This is a genomic window from Parvibaculum sp. (assembly GCF_046297875.1).
Lineage (GTDB): Bacteria > Pseudomonadota > Alphaproteobacteria > Parvibaculales > Parvibaculaceae > Parvibaculum.
Genome location: NZ_JBKBHD010000001.1, coordinates 423,964 through 442,258, shown reverse-complemented (window position 1 = coordinate 442,258; position 18,295 = coordinate 423,964). Strand labels below are relative to the sequence as shown.

Here is an 18,295-nt window from a genome sequence, read left to right as displayed (position 1 = left end):
AAAACAAGATGTCATTGCCGGGCCCTCCTTTAATTCCAAGGAGGCCGGCAATCTAGGGGCGGCGAGCTCAGAGTTTGAGGCTCTGGCCCCCCGGGTCAAGCCCGGGGTGACGAGAACGGTGGTTGAAGAGAGCCTTTCTCAAACGCTCCGCTGCGCCTTGTCCTTGTCGTTTGCGCCGCGGATCATCTCGCGCATCTTGTCCCACTCTTCGTCGGAGAGCTTCGAGAGCCGCGAGAAATTACCGCCGCTGGCCGAGAAGCCCGCGCCGTCGATCGCGATGCACTGGCCGGTGAGATAGTCGCAGCCATCGGCCATCAGGAAGGTGGCAAGATTCTTCAGCTCATGCATCTGCCCGACGCGGCCCATCGGAATACCGTCGCGCGAACTGTCACCATCGGTCGATTGGCCGGGCGAGAGCCGCGCCCATGCGCCTTCGGTCGGGAAGGGGCCCGGCGCGATGGCATTGAGGCGAATGCCGTAAGGGCCCCATTCGGCGGCGAGCGACTTCGTCATGATATTCACGCCCGCCTTCGACATGGCCGACGGCACGGTGAACGGACCGCCGTTCCAGACCCAGGTGGTGAGGATCGAGATGACGCTGCCCGGCACCTTGTCCTTGATCCAGCGCGTACCGATCGAATGCGTCACATAAAAGGAACCATGGAAGACGATGCCGGCGATGGCATCGAAGCCGCGCGTCGAAAGATCTTTCGTCGGCGAGATGAAATTGCCTGCCGCATTGTTGACGAGGCCGGTGAGCGGCCCGCCATCGGCCCAGATTTCGGAGACCATGTCATCCACCGCCGCCGCCACGCGAATGTCGACGCTATGCGTCTTCACGGAACCGCCATGGCGGTCCATCAGTTCCTTCGCCGTGTCGTCGAGCACACTCTTGCGGCGGCCGCAGATATAGACTTCAGCGCCGAGGCGCAGATAGTCCTCGGCCATTTCCTTGCCGAGGCCGGTGCCACCGCCGGTCACGAGAATGCGCTTGCCCTTGAGCAGATCGTTGCGAAACATCGAATGCATCTTGTCCTCCGCGGATATGTTTTGCCGGGGAGATTAGCTTCTCGTTTGCGCGCCGTCTCGCTTTTCGGTGTGACGTAGCGGAAGGCTCAGTCGCGCCCGCGCGTCAGCAACACGTTCCAGATGCGCACCGCAATGAAGATCGGGATGACGACGACCGCGCCGAGCAGCAGATATTGCAGCGACCAGTCGATCGCCTCGAAACCCATTTCCCAGATGCGGGCGATGGTCTCGATGAAATCGCGCCAGAGGTCGATCGGCTTGATGCCGAACAGTGCGAGCACGACGCCCACCGCAATGGAGGCAATGGCGAGTTTGAAGAGCGTGGGCAGGACAGGCCCGCCGAAGAAACGGTTCATGTGACTTGTCTTCCCTTGCTTTCGGGCCTTGTTCCCGCGCCGCCCGCTTTGCCTCCGGGGGTCACTCCGCCTTGGCAGTATAGATCGTCCGCACCGGGAAGGGGATAGTGATTCCGCCCTGGTCGAAGGCCTCCTTGATGCGGCGCGTCATGTCGAAGCGCAGCGGCCAGAAATTCGCCGTTTGCGTCCAGACGCGGGTGGTGATGTTCACCGAACTGTCGCCAAGGCTCGCCACGCCGATAAAGGGTTCCGGATCGGCAAGGCAGCGTTCATCCGCTTCCAGCACCCCGCGGATGATCTGCATGGCCTTGCCTATATCGTCGCCATAGGAAATGCCGATGATGATCTCGATACGGCGGATCGGGTGGAAGCTGAAATTGGTGATCGGCTTTCCCCAGACATCGCTGTTTGGCACGATGATCTGCGTATTGTCGGGCGTTGCGAGTTCCGTGGTGAAGAGCGTCAGCGCCTTGACGGTTCCGGCAATGCCGCCCGCCTCGACATAGTGCCCCGTCCGGAACGGACGGAAGATGAGCAGCATCACGCCGGCCGCCACATTGGAAAGCGTTCCCTGAATCGCAAGGCCGACAGCAAGGCCCGCTGCGCCGAGAACGGCGATCAGGCTCGCCGTCTGCACCCCGAACTTCGCCAGCACCGCAAGGATGGTGAAGATGAGAATGAGGTAGCGCACCAGCGTGCCGAAGAAATTCTTCAGCATGTCGTCGAAGGCCGGCACACGGTCGAGCGCCTGGATCATCCAGGTCCGGCACCGCCCCGCAAACCAGAAGCCCAGGATCAGAATCGAGATGGCGATAACGAGGTTTACACCCCCCTCCACGATCTGCGGCAGGAGAACATCGAGCTGATCGCGGATCACGGGCGGCAACTGGTCGAGCATAAGTGCGGGTCCTCGCTGGTCGTTGGGTGGGACCAAGTGTCCCACGGAGAGCGGCAGATTTGAACCTGTTGAAATAGGGTATTTTCAGGCAAGCGCGGGCTGGTAGGCTCTGCCCATGACAGCCCCGCTTACCGCCTCTCTGGGAGCCGATCTTCTGCCGCCCGTCTTCACCCGCTGGTTCGAACGCCGGGGTTGGCAGCCGCGCGGGCATCAGCTCGCTCTGGTGGGACTCGCAAGAGCAGGGGAATCGGCGCTCCTCATAGCGCCGACAGGGGCGGGCAAGACCTTGGCGGGATTCCTGCCAAGCCTTGTGGATATCGCCACGCGACAAGGCGAACGAAAGCCTGCGCTTCACACGCTTTACATTTCGCCCCTGAAGGCGCTTGCCGTCGACGTGAAGCGCAATCTCGAATCGCCGGTCGAGGAAATGGGCCTCGCGATCTCCATCGAGACGCGCACCGGCGACACCCCTCAGAACCGCCGCCAGCGCCAGCGCCGCGAACCGCCGGATATTTTGCTGACGACGCCGGAGCAGCTCGCGCTTCTCCTGTCCTACCCGGATGCGAGCGCCTTTTTTGGCTCGCTCACTTGCGTGGTGCTGGACGAGCTTCATGCGCTGGCGAATTCCAAGCGCGGCGACTTGTTGGCACTCGGTCTTGCGCGGCTCGCAAAACTCACGCCGGGGCTCCGCCGCACCGGCCTTTCGGCAACGGTGACCGAGCCCGATGCGCTGCGCCGTTATCTCATGCCGCAGCCGAAAACGGGTGATGCCCTGAGCGAGATCGTCGTCGCGCCGCCGGGTGCCGTGCCGGAGATTGCGGTGCTGACACCCGTCGATGAAGGTTCGGAGGAAGTGCGCATCCCCTGGTCCGGCCATTCGGCGCGCCACGCGCTCCCCGCGGTTTACGAGGCGATCCGCGTGAACAGGACCGTTCTCGTTTTTGTGAATACGCGCAGCCAGGCGGAGGTGGTCTTTCAGGAGCTCTGGCGGCTCAATGAGGACGCGTTGCCGATTGCGCTGCATCATGGCTCGCTGTCGTCGGAAGCGCGCCGCAAGGTGGAAGCGGCAATGGCGGCCGGTACGCTACGCGCCGTCGTCTGCACCTCGACACTCGATCTCGGCATCGACTGGGGCGAGGTCGATCTCGTGGTGAATATGGGCGCTCCGAAGGGCGCAAGCCGCCTGCTGCAGCGGATCGGCCGCGCGAACCACCGGCTCGATGAGCCCTCGCGCGCATTGCTCGTGCCCGCCAATCGCTTCGAGGTGCTGGAATGCGTGGCCGCCCGCGCGGCTGCACTTGAAGGCGCGCAGGATGGCATGGTCTCGCGGCAGGGTGCGCTCGACGTTCTGGCACAGCATGTGCTGGGTTGCGCCTGCGCCGAACCATTCGATGCCGAAGAACTCTACGCCGAAGTGCGATCCGCCGCGCCTTACCGCGCGCTGACGCGCGAGGACTTCGGCAAGGTGGTCGATTTCGTATCGACCGGCGGCTATGCGCTGAAGACTTACGATCGTTTCGCAAGGCTCCGCCCCAATGCGAAAGCGGAAGGCGATATGCGGCTGCGCGCCGCCTCGCCCGCCGTCATCCAGCAATACCGGATGAATGTCGGCACCATTGTCGAGGCGCCGATGCTGAAGGTGCGCATGGTAAAGCGTGGCGGCAGGCGCCCGCTCGGCGGCATGGGCGGGCGCTATCTCGGCGAGATCGAGGAATATTTCATCGACCAGCTCGCGCCGGGCGACACGTTCCTTTTCGCGGGCCATGTGCTCCGCTTCGAAGGACTGGCCGAGACGGAGGCGCTCGTCACAAAATCATCGAGCGCCGAGCCGAAAGTCCCATCCTATTATGGCGGCAAGTTTCCGCTCTCGACCTATCTCGCCGCGCGCGTGCGGCGCATGGTTGCACATCGCGAGGAGTGGACGGCGCTACCTCCACCTGTGCGCGAATGGCTGGAGATTCAGGCCTGGCGCTCCGTGCTGCCGGGCGAGAAGGATCTTCTCGTCGAGAGTTTCCCGCGCAGCGACCGCTTCTATCTCGTCTGCTATCCGTTTGAGGGCCGCCTTGCCCATCAGACGCTCGGCATGTTGCTGACGCGGCGGCTCGACCGCGCGGGCGCGAGGCCGATGGGCTTCATCGCGTCGGAATATGCGCTCGCCATCTGGTGCCTGCGCGATCCGGGCCTCATGCATGAGCGCCACGAACTGCCTTTGGGCGAACTCTTCGCCGAAGACATGCTGGGCGATGATCTCGACGCATGGCTTGCGGAATCGAGCCTGCTGAAACGCACTTTCCGCGACTGCGCCATCATCGCCGGGTTGATCGAGCGCCGCTTTCCGGGGCAGGAAAAGACGGGCCGTCAGGTCACTTTCTCTTCCGACCTCATCTACAATGTGCTTCGCGAGCATGAGCCGGACCACATCCTGCTCCGCGCCACTTTCAACGATGCCGCGACCGGCCTGCTCGATGTGGGGCGTGTGGCGGAGATGCTGAAGCGGATCAAGAGCCATATCCGCCTGAAGCGGCTCGACCGCGTCTCCCCGCTCGCCGTGCCCGTGCTCCTCGATATCGGCAAGGTCTCCGTTGGCGGCGAGACGGACGAGGCGCTACTCTCCGAAGCGGCGGACGAGCTGATCGCCGAAGCGACACGGTTGGTTTGAGGAAATGATGAAGGCAAACGCGCGTCCGGCGGCGGAAGAAGGAACCAGCGAAGGTATCCGCCCCGTCGCGCACCCGTCACCCACCGTTTGTGGCGTCGCGTTCGGCCTCCTGCCCGAAGGTGCGGCGTGGCTGGCGGAAGAGCGGCTGCTTGTCGTTGCCGATCTTCATTTTGAAAAGGGGTCGGCCTTTGCCGCGCGCGGCGTGGCGCTCCCGCCTTACGACACACGCGCGACCATCGCCCGGCTCGAGGCACTCGTGGAAAGGCTCAAGCCGCAATCTGTCGTCGCATTGGGTGACAGTTTCCATGACGGCGAGGCGGAAACGCGGATGGATGCGGATGATGCGGCGCGGATCGCCCGTCTTTCGCGCTCGCTCGACTGGGTCTGGATCACGGGCAATCACGATCCCGAGCCGCCGCAGGGCTTCGGCGGCGTGGTGATGGAGGAGCTCCGCCTCGGCCCGCTCACCTTCCGGCATGAGCCGCAGGCAGCGCCCGATACCGGCGAGATTGCAGGCCATCTCCATCCCTGCGCGGCGGTGCGCGTGCGCGGCAGGCGTCTGCGCCGCCGCTGTTTTGCGACGGACGGCACGCGCATGATCATGCCGGCCTTCGGCGCCTATGCAGGCGGGCTCAATGTGCTGGATGAAGCCTATGACGCGCTGCTGCCGGGCCTCGACTTTCATGCCTGGATGATGGGCGGCCGCACGGTCGTGCCCGTCGCCGCGCATCGCCTCGAAGCCGATTGAAGATCAGCCGAAGGTCGCGAGGATGGGGAATGTCTCGAGCAGGAAAATCGCAATCCGCTCGAAAGTGCCGGTGAGCATCATGAGCCCCGTGCCTGCGAGCAGCAGTCCTGCCGCAATCTCCACCTTGCGCATATGCTTGCGGAACTTCGCCGCAAAGCTGAGGAAGCCGCGCACGGCAAAAGCCGCGGCAAGGAAGGGAATACCGAGCCCGAGCGAATAGACGATGAGGAGCGACACGCCCGCCGAAAGGCTTTCCTGCGCAGCGGCAAGGGTGAGGATCGTCGCGAGGATCGGCCCGATGCAGGGCGTCCAGCCGAAGGCAAAGGCAAGACCGAGCAGATAGGGGCTCGCAAACTGCATCGGCAGGCTCCGCTCGCCTTCGCCATTTCCCGGCAGGTGAAAGCGCGTATCGCGGTTGAGCAGCGCGATGCGGAAGAGGCCCATATAGTGCAGGCCGAAGACGATGATGACCGCGCCTGCAATCTGCGTGAGGATGATCTTGTTCTGCAGGATGAACGGATTGATGGCCGACGCGCTCGCGCCAAGCGCGACGAAGACCGTGGTAAATCCGAGCACGAAGCCGCTGGCGCCAAGTGCCACGCGCAGCGTCAGCCCTTCTGAGCCGAGTGGCTTTCCTTCCTCGTCCTCATGCGTCAATTCTTCCAGCGAGGTGCCCGCAATGAAGCAGAGGTAGGCAGGCACCAGCGGCAGCACGCAGGGCGAGAGAAAGCTGATCAGGCCGCCCAGTGCGGCTGCGACATATCCGACATCCATCACGACAATCCGTCTATTGCCGGTTCATCACCGCCGAAGCGAGCCAGCCGGCGAAAGCCGCCACCAGCACCGCGAGCAGCCCGTAAAGAAACGGGTCTTCATGCGCCATGCGGTAGATTTCCCGCTCGACGCCCCTCTTGTCGATATAGAGCGGCGAGGAGATCGTGTCGACAATTTCCCCGTTCTGAAGCAGGTGGACCTTTGCGGTATATAGTCCCACCGGCACATTCGCCGGAATGTCGACCGTCGCACGGAAAAGCGTTTGCCCGAGGAAAGTCACGCCGCCGGGCAGGTTGATGTATAGCCCGTCGCGCCGCTGATTGCGGATAAGCGCCTTCCAGAAGGCATTTTCCACTTCCGGTTGAAGGTTCTGCACCGCGCCTTCGATAGAGCGCGCGACGGGTATGCCGGGGTTGATGTTTTCGATGCCTATCCTGAGCGCTTTCAGCACCTCGGGTTCCGTCGTCACTTCGAGTGGCCTGGTGCTCGCAATGGCGTAGTAGCCGGGCACGGCGGGATAGGTGACGGAGTCATGATTGATCCAGAGCCCTGCCACCCGCTCCTTCTTGCGCACCGTCATGGGCCGCACCGGACCTTGCACGACGACGACGATGTCTCGGTCCGCCGCGCGTGAGCCGGGTGTGCGGGCCTCGACGGCGCCGAAGAGCAGAATCTGAGTTCCAGTGAAATTGGAACGAATGGCGATCTGGTGTTCGGAAAGATCGGTAACGAGCACATCCGCACGCGCCGCCCCGGCGAGCAAGATGGCGGCAAGCATGGCCAATGCTGAGGCGATCCGCTTCATCGCGTCACCTGCGTCTCGATGACGGAATAGAGATCGTCCGGCGTCACCACAAGATCATAGCCGAGCCGCAATCCGATGAAGAGCAGGATCGCGGCAAGAAGCGCGCGCAATTGTTCGGCGGGCATCTTCTCCGCCATGCGCACGCCATATTGTGCGCCGATCACGCCGCCGACAACGAGCAGGAAGCCAAGAACGATGTCGACGGCCTGGTTTTCGACAGAGTGAAGAATGCCCGTCACGGCTGCGACGAAAACGATCTGGAAGAACGACGTTCCGATCACGACATTGGTCGGCATCCTGAGGAGGTAGATCATTGCCGGGATCAGGATGAAGCCGCCGCCTACGCCCATGATCGCGGACAGCACACCGACGAAGAAGCCAACGAGAACGGGCGGGATCACGCTGATATAGAGTTTCGAGCGGCGGAACCGAACCTTGAAGGGCAGGCCGTGGATCCAGCTATGGTGCCCGCCGCGGCGTACCGCGACGGCGCCGCCCCGCGCCGCGCGAATGGCCCGCACGCTTTCCACCATCATCATGGCGCCGATAACGGAAAGAAAACCGACATAGACGACCGAAATTGCAAGGTCGATCTGCCCGATCGCAGTCAGCAGCTTGAAGATATATATGCCGGTGAACGAGCCGAAGATGCCTCCGGCAAGCAGCACGGTGCCCATCTTGAAGTCGATGGACTTGCGCGCAAAATGGGCGAGCGCTCCCGTCACCGATGAGGCGACGATCTGCGTTGCCTGCGTGCCGACCGCGACGGCAGGCGGAATGCCGAGAAAGATGAGAAGCGGCGTCATCAGGAAGCCGCCGCCGATACCGAACATGCCCGAGAGAAACCCGACAACCGCGCCCATGGCCAGAATGGTCAGGATACTGACCGGCAACTCGGCGATCGGGAGATAGATCTGCATGTTGCGTGTGGCTCCGGCTTCCGGAGACCTTCAGGCAAAAACGCCGCCTCGTGGGAGGAAAAAGGTCGGAATTCTGGGTAGCACGTCCCTTTGCCGATTCCCAGTAGAACCGGACGATTTGTGCGGTCAGCTCAGGCGCGCTTCGAGGGATGAGAGCGTTTCGCGCGTGACCGTGCCGGTGATCGCGAGGCCCTCGGTCATCTGATATTCGAGAATGGCGTCGCGCGTCCTCGGGCCCATCAGCCCGTCCGGAGAGCCGGCGTCATAGCCGAGCCGGTTCAGAAGCTCCTGCACACGCGCAATATCGGCCCTGCTTGCGGCGGAGCCGCTGCCGGTCAGCGAGGAGACGTCCCATTGCTTCAACGACGACAGGTCGCCATTGGCGACCGGGTCGGGCGTTTTCGCGCGCCAGGTGCCGGATGCGACTTTCGCCCGGGCGAGGTCTTCGGCGCTGAGTTCGGTGGCGATCGCATCTCGCTTTGCGGCCGCGCCCTGATCGCCGCCCTTCGCGGCAATGTCGAGCCACTTGTAGGCCTCGATCGGGTTCTTCGGGATGCCAAGCCCGCGTTCATTCAGGATCGCCAGATTGTACTGACTGTCGCCAAGTCCGTAATCGGCGGCCTGCGTGAACCAGCCGGATGCCGTCTTGAAATCCTGTGCCGTGCCGCGCCCTTCAGCATGGATCACGGCGAGATTGTGCATGGCCTTCACATTGCCGCCCTGAGCGGCCTTTTCATACCACTCGCGGGCGAGGCGGTCGTCCTGCGCCACGCCACGGCCTTTCTCATATTGTGTGGCAAGCCGGTACTGCGCGGCGGCAAGGCCCTGATTGGCCGAACGCTCGAACCATTTGGCCGCTTCGGCCATGTCCTGAGTGACGCCATCTCCATTCGCATAGCGCTCACCGACTTCATACTGCGCGGCCGCATCGCCGCGATTGGCGGTGTCCATCAGCGTCACCTGCACCGGCTGAACCTCGACTGGCGTCGAAGGCGCGGGCGTCAGCGGCGCGGCCGGCGTCAATGTGGCGGTGCCGGCAGGCGTTGCAGTCGCTGGCGCGGGCACCAGCGCTTCGTTCGGTGCGGCGGGTGTTTCGCCGGGAGAGGCGGATGCCGGCGCTGTCGCATCGCCTGCCGCGGCGTTGCTGGCGCCGGCATCCTCCGGATTGGCCTCCGGATCGGTTTGGGTTTGCGGCGTGTCGAGTACGACCGGGCGCTCGCCCGTGGGCTCGATGCGTTGCGCCGCAGGCACTACAGGCGTGGTCCCGCTCTGCTGCATCACATAGATAGCTGCGAGAATGGCAAGCACCACGAAGCTGGCTGCCACGCCGAATACGAGCTTGCGGCGCCGGCCATTGCCGTCTTCCTGCGCCGAATAGCGGGCAGGCGACGGAGTAAAGCCCGCGGACGAGCCATATTGCGGTTCCTGCCGTGCATGGCTGCCGCCTTGGGCGGCGGCCTGCGCTGCACGGCGTGCAGCGGCAAGGAAATCGTTAGCGGCGCGCTCGCCTGCATTCTGCACAGGCTCATCAGGATCGGGCGGAATGATGCCATCGTCGATGTCGCCGCGCATTTCCGCGTCATCATCATAGATGCCGTCGGCCGGCTCCACGAAGGGCGGCGGCGGCACGTCGTCAAAGCGGTCGCCGCGGCGTTCGCTCACGAACGGCGGCGCCTCGAAGCGGCCGGCATCGTTCGTTTCGCCGCGCGTCGGGCGCATCTCGCTGCGATAAGGGGCGTCCCAGTCGCCGGGGCCGAAGGCCGGACCGAGGTTGCCGCCGATTGCGGGCGACATCATCGGCGGCGCGTCGAAGCCAGGCAGGCCGAAACCGGCGCCCTGCGGCGGAAAGCCCGCCACACCGCCGGCGTTCAGTTGCGGCGAAAGCGAAGCCTGCGCCTTTGCCACTCTCGTTTCCTTTTCAAGCGAGTTGAGGCGGCTCGTCATGCGCTCGATCATCGCCTGCAGCGATGTCAGCGCCTCGCGTTCGCGGCCTTCCGTCGCCGAAAGATTTTCTCCGATACCTGCAATCGCGCGCTCGACGGTTTGCGCGGCTTCCATCGTCAACCGCTCGTTGTGCTCAAGGCGCTGAGCCATCTGCTCGAAGCGCGTCGCCAGAGCCTCCGGCACTTCCGTGCGGTGTGCCCGGTCGAGGTCTTCGAGCTTGCGCGCAATATTCGTCACCGAGCTTTCGACCGTCTTGACGGTCTGGTCGGTGCGGCTCTCCGTCCGCTCGAGGCGTTCGGCAATCTTGTCGAGATTGCTCTGCAGCTTTTCGATCGCGGCGCGCTGGCTTTCGGCCTGCGACTTTTCCTCGATCGCCTTCAGCGCCGCTTCAACGGCCTGCGGGCCAATGCCCGTCACGCCATGTTCCATTTTTTCGAGGCGCGTTGCGAGCTGCAGCAACGTGGTTTCGAGAACCTGTTCGCGGCGCTTTGCTTCCTCGCGCGCAGCTTCCTGTTCCGCGCTTTCAACGCGATGCGAGAGCGAGGCAAGCGACTCTCGAATTTCGGCCAGCGTGTTGTCGGTGCGCTGCTCGGCGGTTTCGAGATGGTCGACCACCGCGCTCACGGCTTTCTCTAGCGTCTGAATCGTGCGCTGGTCTTCGGGGCGCAAGCCGCCACGGCCGCGCTCGGCGCGTTCCATCCGCTCGCCCAGCATCTGCAGCTTCCGCTCCAGCGGATCGTGCGCCCGCGCTTCCGAATATCTTTCCTCCATCTCGTGCTCCGACTGATCGAGGCGATGGGCAATCTGGCCCACCGTTGCTTCGAGCTTGCGCGTCATTTCCGCCGTGCGTCGTTCGCTGCTGTCGACGCGCTGCACCAGTTCGCGGACCGCTTCGCCGAGCGGGCCGAGATCGATCGCCGGTTTGGGTTGCGGTGCCTGGGGTGCCGCCTGCTGAGGCTCCGAATATCTGCTCTGCATGGCAGAAGGCTCCTGTCGGCCTACTTCGTCGGTGCCGGTGTCCATGATCACCTGGTTCAACCAGGCACCAAGCGTCACGCCCGCCCTGCGGGCAGCCTGCTTGGCCGCTTCTCGCGCCTCGGGCTCAATGCCCTTGACGCTCCATGGAACCCCCGATCGCATCCGAATCACTATGCCCGTTTACCCTTCGGGCCAGTATAAACCGCGCTATCTGGTATTTCTCAACGCTGACTGGCCCTAAATCTTGCTGCGATACGCTGGGACGCCGCCGGCGCACAAATATGCTGCGGGACGTGCTGTTTCAGCACACCAATAAAACGGCAAGGTAGGTAAATACCGGGTTAACCGGAGCCCGTCTGGCTTGCGATTGCGGGTGCGGCCAAATGTTCTTTCGTAAAGCGCGGCCTAGTCGAGCGGATGCCGGTTTCTAAGGCCGAGCATCGCCGCATCGGACCATTGCGACCATTGCCGCGCCTTGGCGAGATAGGCATCATGCGAGGCCGCAACCCGGCCCGCCAGCTCGCTGGAAGCCGCAAGTTCGGCCAGAACTTCGCTCGAAACACGGGCCAGTTCGGCCGCGACGGGCTCCGGCCATTCGCGCAGCTCCGGGCCGCCTTCCGCCGTCAGCCGGGCAAAGGCCTCGATATTGTGGAAGGTGAAATCGGCCAGCGCCTCTGCCGCGCTTGCCAAGGCCGCACCGCGAACAATGTTCTGGAGATCGGCCGGCAGGGCATTGAATTTCTCTTTGTTTACAATGAGTTCGAGCGCAGGCCCCGCCTCGTGGAAGGCAGGCAGGTAGTAATATTTTGCCACCCGGTCGAGGCCGAAGGCCATGTCGTTCCAGGGGCCTACCCATTCGGCGGCGTCGATGGTGCGGTTCTGCATGGCACTGAAGATTTCGCCGGGTGGCGTCAGTATGACGCTCACGCCGAGACGGCGCATCACTTCGCCGCCGAGCCCGGCGATGCGGAAGCGCAGACCCTTGAGATCGTCCAAGGTGTTGATTTCGCGATTGAGCCAGCCGCCGGCCTGAACCCCGCTCGACCCGGCATAGAAGGGCAGGACGCCAAAGGGCGCATAGGCTTCGTCCCAGAGTGCCTGCCCGCCGCCGAATTGCAGCCAGCCCGCCATCTCCGGCGCCATCAGCCCGAAGGGCACGCCCGTGAAATAATGGAAGACCGGGTTCTTGCCCTGCCAATAGTAAGGCGAACCATGCCCCATTTCGCAGACTTGGCCCTGCGACACGGCATCGAACACCTCGAAGGGCGGCACGAGTTCGCCCGCGCCGTAAAGTTTCACGGTGAGCCGCCCGCCTGACATGGCGCCGATCCGGTCTGCCAGCCGCTGCGCATTGACGCCGACGCCCGGCGCGCCCTTCGGCCAGGCCGTCGCCATGCGCCATTCGATGCGGTCCGCGGCGCGCCCCCCCGCTGCACTTGCCGGCGTGACAAGCGCGGGCATGGCGATTGCGCCTGCCGCCGCGCCGAGAAATTCCCTGCGTTTCATCTTTGTGAGCCCCCGGAGATTCGACCGCGCGAGCATGTCACTGCAAAGCCTGCGCCTGCAATGACTTTGCGGGGCCTGCGCTCAGGGCGCGGAAAAGACCTGCACCGCAATAATTTTCTGGCCGCTGCGTGCAATGCCGATACCGCTGCGCGTGAAATCCGGTGACTGCATGTTGCGGCGGTGCTGCGGGCTCGCCGCCCATTTGCCGACAAGCTCGGCAGCTAGCTGCGCATCGCTCATGGCTGCATAGCTTGCACCTTCGACCACCTGAATATTCTCCGCCACGCTGCCCTTGAAATCGGGCGAGACCGCAAGCACCCGTTCGCGCGGGCCTTGCCCGTCCGGATTGTGATGGCCGTAGAAGTTGCGTAGCTGCATATCGGCGGCATGAACCGCTGCCGCGCGCTGCAATGCCGCATCTGTCGAAAGCGGCGCCGTGCCGCGCGTGGCCCGCGAGGTGTTCACGGCTTTCAGCACTTCCGCAGCCAGCGGGCTATCCGCTTGCGTAGCCGCACTCGCTCCTTGCGGCAGGCTTCGCGTGTTCACTTCGCGCGGCTTGTCTGCGGAAGGACCGGTGGCACAGGCGACGAGCAAGCCGGCGGAAAATACGAGCAGGGCACGCACGGCAAGGCGCATCATCTTCTTCCTCTCCCGGGTTTCTTCCGGCGCCAATAGAGCACCGGGCATGGCGGCGGGCAAAATTTTTCGACTCCGGCTTGACGCTTACGTCAACGTCAAATAGATTCCGGTCTACTTTTAGAAAATCGGCTGAAAACAGCCAAAAACTAGAGCTTGAAACGCCATCGGTCCTGTCCGCGCGGCTAGATGCCGCTGGACCGGCAGTCAGGGAGAGAGTTCATGGAACAGCAGCTTCATACGGACGCCGCCAGCGCCCCGAAGCGCAACGGCGCAGCCCATTGCGAGATGTCCGGCGTCACCTACTCAATCACGGAGCTGGCCGATGAGTTCGGCCTCACCACCCGCGCCATCCGCTTCTATGAGGACAAGGGCTTGCTGAAGCCCGAGCGCAGGGGCCAGACCCGTATCTATCATCCGCGCGACCGCGCCCGTCTCACGCTGATCGTGCGCGGCAAAAATGTCGGTCTCGCGCTTTCCGAGATCAAGGAAATCCTGAGCCTCTATGATCTTCAGGACGGCTGCGAGACGCAGAACCGCGTTGCCGTGGACAAGTTCCGCAAGCGCATCGCCCAGCTTCACGAGCAGCGCAGCGAAATCGACCTGCAGATACGCACGCTGGAGGATAGCTGCGCCCGTCTGGAAGCCCAGATCGAGGTGCAGGTGAAGGAGGCACGAAAATCCGGTGCCCCGGCCGCCGCCGTCGCGAAACCGGCAAAGACGAAAAAGTTCGAAAAGGTTATCGTCTGAGGTAACGGCGCCCCCGCTCGAAAGGGGCGCTCCTTACCTACCTGCCGGAGGAATCCCATGCCGAGCTACAAGGCGCCCTTGCGCGAATACCGTTTTCTGCTGAACGAGTTGCTGGACTTCTCGCAATACTCGGACTTGCCTGGCTTTGCGGATGCGCCTGCCGATCTCGTTGACGCGATCCTGGAAGAAGCGGCAAAGCTGACGGAAGAAGTGCTGCAGCCTCTGAACCAGATCGGCGACCGCGAAGGCTGCAAGCTCGAAAACGGCGTGGTGACGACCCCCACCGGCTTCAAGGATGCCTACAAGCTGCTCGTCGATGGCGGCTGGCCGGCGCTCGTCGCCGACACGGCCTATGGCGGGCAGGGCCTCCCCAATGCGCTCGGCGTCATCTTCAACGAGATGGTGTCGTCGGCGAATATGGCCTTCGGCATGTATCCGGGGCTCAGCCACGGCGCCTATTCCGCGCTTTCACAACATGGCACCGACGAGCAGAAGAAGAAATATCTGCCGAAGCTCGTGACCGGCGAATGGACCGGCACGATGAACCTGACGGAGCCGCATTGCGGCACCGATCTCGGTCTCCTGCGCACCAAGGCGGTGCCGGTGGGCGACGGTTCCTACAAGATAAGCGGCCAGAAGATTTTCATTTCCGCAGGCGACCACGATCTTGCGGAGAATATTCTCCATCTTGTGCTGGCCCGTATCGAAGGCGCCCCCCAGGGCGTGAAGGGCATTTCACTCTTCCTCGTGCCGAAGTTCATGGTCAATGATGACGGTTCGCTTGGAGCGCGCAATGGCGTTTCATGCGGTGCGCTCGAAGAGAAGATGGGCATTCACGGCAACGCGACTTGCGTTCTCAATTACGACGAAGCGATCGGCTGGCTTGTCGGCGAGGAGCACAAGGGGCTGCGCGCCATGTTCACCATGATGAACGAGGCGCGCCTCGGCGTCGGCCTGCAGGGCCTCTCGCAATCCGAAGTCGCCTATCAGAACGCGCTGACCTATGCGCAGGAGCGCCTGCAAGGCCGATCGCTCACCGGTACGAAGGCAGAAGACAAGCCCGCCGATCCGCTGATCGTGCACCCGGATGTCCGCCGCATGCTGCTCGACATCAAGTCGTTCAACGAAGGCGCCCGTGCGCTGCTCGTCTGGACGGCGCTGCATGGTGACCTCTCGCATCGCTCCGACGACGAGAAGACGCGCGAATTCGGCGACGACATGATGGCGCTGCTGACGCCGGTGCTGAAAGGCTACTTCACCGATCGCGGCTTCATGAACGCGGTCGATGCGCAGCAGATTTTCGGCGGGCATGGCTACATCGCCGAATGGGGCATGGAACAGTTCGTGCGCGATTCGCGCATCGCCATGATCTATGAAGGCGCGAACGGCGTGCAGGCGCTCGATCTCGTGGGGCGCAAGCTCGCGCAGAATGGTGGCCGCGGCGTCTTCGCCTTCTTCAAGATGGTGGATGATTTCGCCGCAGCGAATGAAAGTGACGACAAGATGAAACCTTTCGTCGAGCCGCTGAAGCGCGCCCGCAAGGATCTCGAGGCCGGCACCATGTGGTTCATGGAAAACGCACTCGAAAACCCGGATCATGCCGGTGCGGGCTCGACGCCCTATATGCATCTTTTCGGTGTGACGGGTCTCGCCTTCATGTGGGCGAAGATGGCGAAAGCCGCGAATGATCGCCTTGCCACCGCTCAGGGTGGGGACAAGGCTTGGTACGAAACGAAAATAAAAACCGGCCGCTACTACATGGACCATGTGGTGCCCGAGACGGCGACGCATCTTGCGCGTATCCGTCACGGCGCAGCACCAATCATGTCGATGGCGGCAGAAGAGTTCTGATTATCAAGTCTTCAGGGAGTGCGAAGAATGAACGCCGAATACAAGTCGCCTTGGCTCAACGAGGAACTGCAGATCCTTCAGGGCGCTGTCCGCAAATTCTATGAAAAGGAATTCCAGCCCCATGTGGACCGCTGGGAAGACCAGGGCCATGTCGATCGCGACGCATGGCTGAAAGCGGGCGAGGCGGGCATTCTCTGCGCCTCCATCAAGGAGGAATATGGCGGCGGCGGCGGCAATTTCGGCCATGAAATGGTGATCGCCGAAGAGCAGGGCCGCGCCGGCATTTCCGGTTTCGGCAACTCGGTTCATTCGGGCATCGTCGCACATTACATCCAGTCCTACGGCACCGAAGAGCAGAAGATGAAGTGGCTGCCCAAGATGGCATCCGGCGAAATCGTCGGCGCCATCGCCATGACCGAGCCGGGCACGGGCTCCGATCTTCAGGGCGTGAAGACGACCGCGAAGAAGGAAGGCAACCAGTATGTGGTGAACGGCCAGAAAACCTTCATCACCAATGGCCAGCAGGCGAACCTGATCTGCGTCGTTGCAAAGACCGACCCGGCCGGCGGCGCCAAGGGCACATCGCTCATCATGGTCGAGACGGATGAGGTGGAAGGCTTCCGCCGCGGCCGCAACCTGAAGAAGATGGGCCAGAAGGCGCAGGACACGTCGGAGCTCTTTTTCGACGAGGTGAAGGTGCCGACCTCCAACCTGCTCGGCACGGAAGAGGGCAAGGGCTTCTTCCAGCTCATGCAGCAGCTTCCGCAGGAACGCCTCATCATCGCGGTCAATGCCGTCATCGCGATGGAAATGGCGCTGAAATACACGACAGACTATGTGAAGGAGCGCACGGCTTTCGGTCAGCGCATCCTCGATTTCCAGAACACGCAGTTCAAGCTTGCCGAATGCAAGACCGAAGCGACCATCGCCCGCGTCTTCGTGGACGATTGCGCTGTGAAGCTGCTCGACGGCAAGCTCGATGCGACGACGGCCGCCATGGCCAAGTGGTGGACCACGCAGAAGGAAAACGAAATCATCGACACCTGTCTGCAGTTCTTCGGCGGCTATGGCTACATGATGGAATATCCCATCGCGAAGCTCTACACGAATGCCCGCATCCAGAAGATCTACGGCGGCACGAACGAAATCATGAAAATGCTGGTCGCCCGCACGCTCTGAGCGTACCCGCACCGGCGCAACAAGAACCAGTCCCCCAGGGAGACGAACATGACAGATTGTTTCATCTACGACACCGTGCGCACCCCGCGCGGCAAGGGCAAGAAGGACGGCGCGCTGCACGAAGTGACCGCGCTCGAACTTTCCACCCAGACGCTGAAGGCGATCCGCGATCGCAACGGCCTCGATACATCGAAGGTCGATGACGTCGTCCTCGGCTGCGTCGACCCTGTTGGCGAGCAGGGCGGCGACATCGCCCGCATCGCGGTGCTGAATGCCGACTACGCGCAGACCACGGCCGGCGTGCAGATCAACCGCTTCTGCGCCTCCGGCCTCGAAGCGACCAACATGGCGGCGGCGAAGGTCATGTCCGGCGAAGCCGACATGACGATCGGCGGCGGCGTCGAGTCCATGTCGCGCGTCGGCATGGGCGCGTCGGGCGGCTCCTGGTCGTCCGACCCGAACATCGCCTTCAAGTCCTATTTCACGCCGCAGGGCATTGGCGCGGATTTGATCTGCTCCAAATACGGCTTCACGCGCACCGATGTCGACGCCTATGCCGTCGAGAGCCAGAAGCGCGCGAAAAATGCTTGGGACAAGGGCTATTTCGCGAAGTCGGTCATTCCGGTGAGGGATATCAACGGCCTCACCATTCTCGACCATGACGAGCATATGCGGCCCGACGCGACCATGCAGTCGCTCGCCGCGCTCCAGCCCTCCTTCGCGTCGCTTGGCGAATTCGCCTTCGACGGCGTCGCGCTCGACCGCTACCCGGAAGTGGAAGAGATCAACCACGTCCACCATGCTGGCAATTCGTCGGGCATCGTGGACGGCGCTTCCGCCGTGCTGCTCGGCAACCTCGAAACCGGCAAGGCAATGGGGCTGAAGCCCCGCGCGCGCATCCGCGCCATGGCCTCCATCGGCTCCGAGCCTTGCATCATGCTGACGGGCCCTGCCGATGTATCGCGCAAGGCGCTCGCCAAGGCTGGCATGAAGCCGGAAGACATCGACCTCTATGAACTGAACGAAGCCTTCGCCTCCGTCGTGCTGCGCATGATGCAGGCGCTCGACATCCCGCATGAGAAGATGAATGTGAATGGCGGCGCGATCGCGATGGGCCATCCGCTCGGCGCGACCGGCGGCATGATCCTCGGCACCGTACTCGACGAACTCGAACGGCGCGATCTCAACACCGCGCTGGTCACGCTCTGCGTCGGCGCGGGCATGGGCACCGCCACCATCATCGAACGCGTGTGAGGTAGAGA

General features: G+C 63.1%; 15 protein-coding genes. 6 read left to right on the top strand and 9 right to left on the bottom strand.

The window, feature by feature from the left end; translation table 11 throughout:
* Positions 1–138: 138 nt before the first annotated feature.
* From ACK4FH_RS02210 to ACK4FH_RS02200, 3 genes are all read right to left on the bottom strand, one after another.
* A complete protein-coding gene (locus tag ACK4FH_RS02210) occupies positions 139–1,020 on the bottom strand; it encodes an SDR family oxidoreductase (RefSeq protein WP_409815113.1) in 882 nt (293 codons plus the stop codon).
* 95 nt (positions 1,021–1,115) lie between these two features.
* A complete protein-coding gene (locus ACK4FH_RS02205) occupies positions 1,116–1,385 on the bottom strand; it encodes a DUF6460 domain-containing protein (protein WP_409810807.1) in 270 nt (89 codons plus the stop codon).
* A 61-nt stretch (positions 1,386–1,446) separates the two neighbouring features.
* The gene (locus ACK4FH_RS02200; protein WP_409810805.1) at positions 1,447–2,283 is read right to left on the bottom strand and encodes a mechanosensitive ion channel family protein; all 837 of its coding nucleotides are present in this window, start codon (positions 2,281–2,283) and stop codon (positions 1,447–1,449) included.
* Between the two features lie 115 nt (positions 2,284–2,398).
* Here ACK4FH_RS02200 and ACK4FH_RS02195 point away from each other — a divergent pair, with 115 nt between their 5' ends.
* Complete coding sequence (locus ACK4FH_RS02195; RefSeq protein WP_409810803.1) at positions 2,399–4,942, top strand: ligase-associated DNA damage response DEXH box helicase; 2,544 nt, start codon at positions 2,399–2,401, stop codon at positions 4,940–4,942.
* A 4-nt stretch (positions 4,943–4,946) separates the two neighbouring features.
* On the top strand, positions 4,947–5,690 hold the full coding sequence (gene pdeM / locus ACK4FH_RS02190; RefSeq protein ID WP_409810801.1) for a ligase-associated DNA damage response endonuclease PdeM: 744 nt from the start codon (positions 4,947–4,949) through the stop codon (positions 5,688–5,690).
* 3 nt (positions 5,691–5,693) lie between these two features.
* Here pdeM and ACK4FH_RS02185 read toward each other — a convergent pair whose 3' ends face one another.
* The 6 genes from ACK4FH_RS02185 to ACK4FH_RS02160 all read right to left on the bottom strand — a co-directional run bounded on the left by ACK4FH_RS02185 (position 5,694) and on the right by ACK4FH_RS02160 (position 13,256).
* A complete protein-coding gene (locus ACK4FH_RS02185) occupies positions 5,694–6,464 on the bottom strand; it encodes a cytochrome c biogenesis CcdA family protein (protein ID WP_409810799.1) in 771 nt (256 codons plus the stop codon).
* 13 nt (positions 6,465–6,477) lie between these two features.
* Positions 6,478–7,269: a TIGR02186 family protein gene (locus ACK4FH_RS02180; protein WP_409810797.1), complete on the bottom strand. Its 792-nt coding sequence runs from the start codon at positions 7,267–7,269 to the stop codon at positions 6,478–6,480.
* Positions 7,266–8,189, bottom strand: coding sequence for a sulfite exporter TauE/SafE family protein (locus ACK4FH_RS02175; protein WP_409810795.1), 924 nt, complete (start codon positions 8,187–8,189; stop codon positions 7,266–7,268). The genes ACK4FH_RS02180 and ACK4FH_RS02175 overlap by 4 nt, the downstream gene beginning before the upstream one ends.
* Positions 8,190–8,315: 126 nt before the next feature.
* Complete coding sequence (locus ACK4FH_RS02170; protein WP_409810793.1) at positions 8,316–11,111, bottom strand: peptidoglycan-binding protein; 2,796 nt, start codon at positions 11,109–11,111, stop codon at positions 8,316–8,318.
* 405 nt (positions 11,112–11,516) lie between these two features.
* Complete coding sequence (locus tag ACK4FH_RS02165) at positions 11,517–12,617, bottom strand: TRAP transporter substrate-binding protein (RefSeq protein ID WP_409810791.1); 1,101 nt, start codon at positions 12,615–12,617, stop codon at positions 11,517–11,519.
* An 81-nt stretch (positions 12,618–12,698) separates the two neighbouring features.
* Positions 12,699–13,256, bottom strand: coding sequence for a CAP domain-containing protein (locus ACK4FH_RS02160; RefSeq protein WP_409810789.1), 558 nt, complete (start codon positions 13,254–13,256; stop codon positions 12,699–12,701).
* A 219-nt stretch (positions 13,257–13,475) separates the two neighbouring features.
* Here ACK4FH_RS02160 and ACK4FH_RS02155 point away from each other — a divergent pair, with 219 nt between their 5' ends.
* The 4 genes from ACK4FH_RS02155 to ACK4FH_RS02140 are packed head-to-tail and all read left to right on the top strand — an operon-like array spanning position 13,476 to position 18,287.
* Positions 13,476–14,003, top strand: a complete 528-nt coding sequence (locus tag ACK4FH_RS02155; protein ID WP_409810787.1) for a MerR family transcriptional regulator — start codon at positions 13,476–13,478, stop codon at positions 14,001–14,003.
* 57 nt (positions 14,004–14,060) lie between these two features.
* A complete protein-coding gene (locus tag ACK4FH_RS02150; RefSeq protein ID WP_409810785.1) occupies positions 14,061–15,854 on the top strand; it encodes an acyl-CoA dehydrogenase C-terminal domain-containing protein in 1,794 nt (597 codons plus the stop codon).
* Positions 15,855–15,881: 27 nt separating this feature from the next.
* Complete coding sequence (locus tag ACK4FH_RS02145; protein ID WP_409810783.1) at positions 15,882–17,033, top strand: acyl-CoA dehydrogenase family protein; 1,152 nt, start codon at positions 15,882–15,884, stop codon at positions 17,031–17,033.
* A gap of 48 nt (positions 17,034–17,081) precedes the next feature.
* Positions 17,082–18,287, top strand: a complete 1,206-nt coding sequence (locus ACK4FH_RS02140) for an acetyl-CoA C-acetyltransferase (RefSeq protein WP_409810781.1) — start codon at positions 17,082–17,084, stop codon at positions 18,285–18,287.
* The last annotated feature ends 8 nt before the right edge of the window (positions 18,288–18,295 follow it).

Bases quoted from the DNA above. Each gene is read 5' to 3' on its own strand.
- ACK4FH_RS02205 (WP_409810807.1), bottom strand. From the start codon at position 1,385: ATGAACCGTTTCTTCGGCGGGCCTGTCCTGCCCACGCTCTTCAAACTC.
- ACK4FH_RS02180 (WP_409810797.1), bottom strand. From the start codon at position 7,269: ATGAAGCGGATCGCCTCAGCATTGGCCATGCTTGCCGCCATCTTGCTC.
- ACK4FH_RS02145 (WP_409810783.1), top strand. From the start codon at position 15,882: ATGAACGCCGAATACAAGTCGCCTTGGCTCAACGAGGAACTGCAGATC.
- ACK4FH_RS02200 (WP_409810805.1), bottom strand. From the start codon at position 2,283: ATGCTCGACCAGTTGCCGCCCGTGATCCGCGATCAGCTCGATGTTCTC.
- ACK4FH_RS02175 (WP_409810795.1), bottom strand. From the start codon at position 8,189: ATGCAGATCTATCTCCCGATCGCCGAGTTGCCGGTCAGTATCCTGACC.
- ACK4FH_RS02140 (WP_409810781.1), top strand. From the start codon at position 17,082: ATGACAGATTGTTTCATCTACGACACCGTGCGCACCCCGCGCGGCAAG.
- ACK4FH_RS02195 (WP_409810803.1), top strand. From the start codon at position 2,399: ATGACAGCCCCGCTTACCGCCTCTCTGGGAGCCGATCTTCTGCCGCCC.
- ACK4FH_RS02170 (WP_409810793.1), bottom strand. From the start codon at position 11,111: ATGCAGAGCAGATATTCGGAGCCTCAGCAGGCGGCACCCCAGGCACCG.
- ACK4FH_RS02165 (WP_409810791.1), bottom strand. From the start codon at position 12,617: ATGAAACGCAGGGAATTTCTCGGCGCGGCGGCAGGCGCAATCGCCATG.
- ACK4FH_RS02160 (WP_409810789.1), bottom strand. From the start codon at position 13,256: ATGATGCGCCTTGCCGTGCGTGCCCTGCTCGTATTTTCCGCCGGCTTG.
- ACK4FH_RS02185 (WP_409810799.1), bottom strand. From the start codon at position 6,464: ATGGATGTCGGATATGTCGCAGCCGCACTGGGCGGCCTGATCAGCTTT.
- pdeM (WP_409810801.1), top strand. From the start codon at position 4,947: ATGATGAAGGCAAACGCGCGTCCGGCGGCGGAAGAAGGAACCAGCGAA.
- ACK4FH_RS02210 (WP_409815113.1), bottom strand. From the start codon at position 1,020: ATGTTTCGCAACGATCTGCTCAAGGGCAAGCGCATTCTCGTGACCGGC.
- ACK4FH_RS02155 (WP_409810787.1), top strand. From the start codon at position 13,476: ATGGAACAGCAGCTTCATACGGACGCCGCCAGCGCCCCGAAGCGCAAC.
- ACK4FH_RS02150 (WP_409810785.1), top strand. From the start codon at position 14,061: ATGCCGAGCTACAAGGCGCCCTTGCGCGAATACCGTTTTCTGCTGAAC.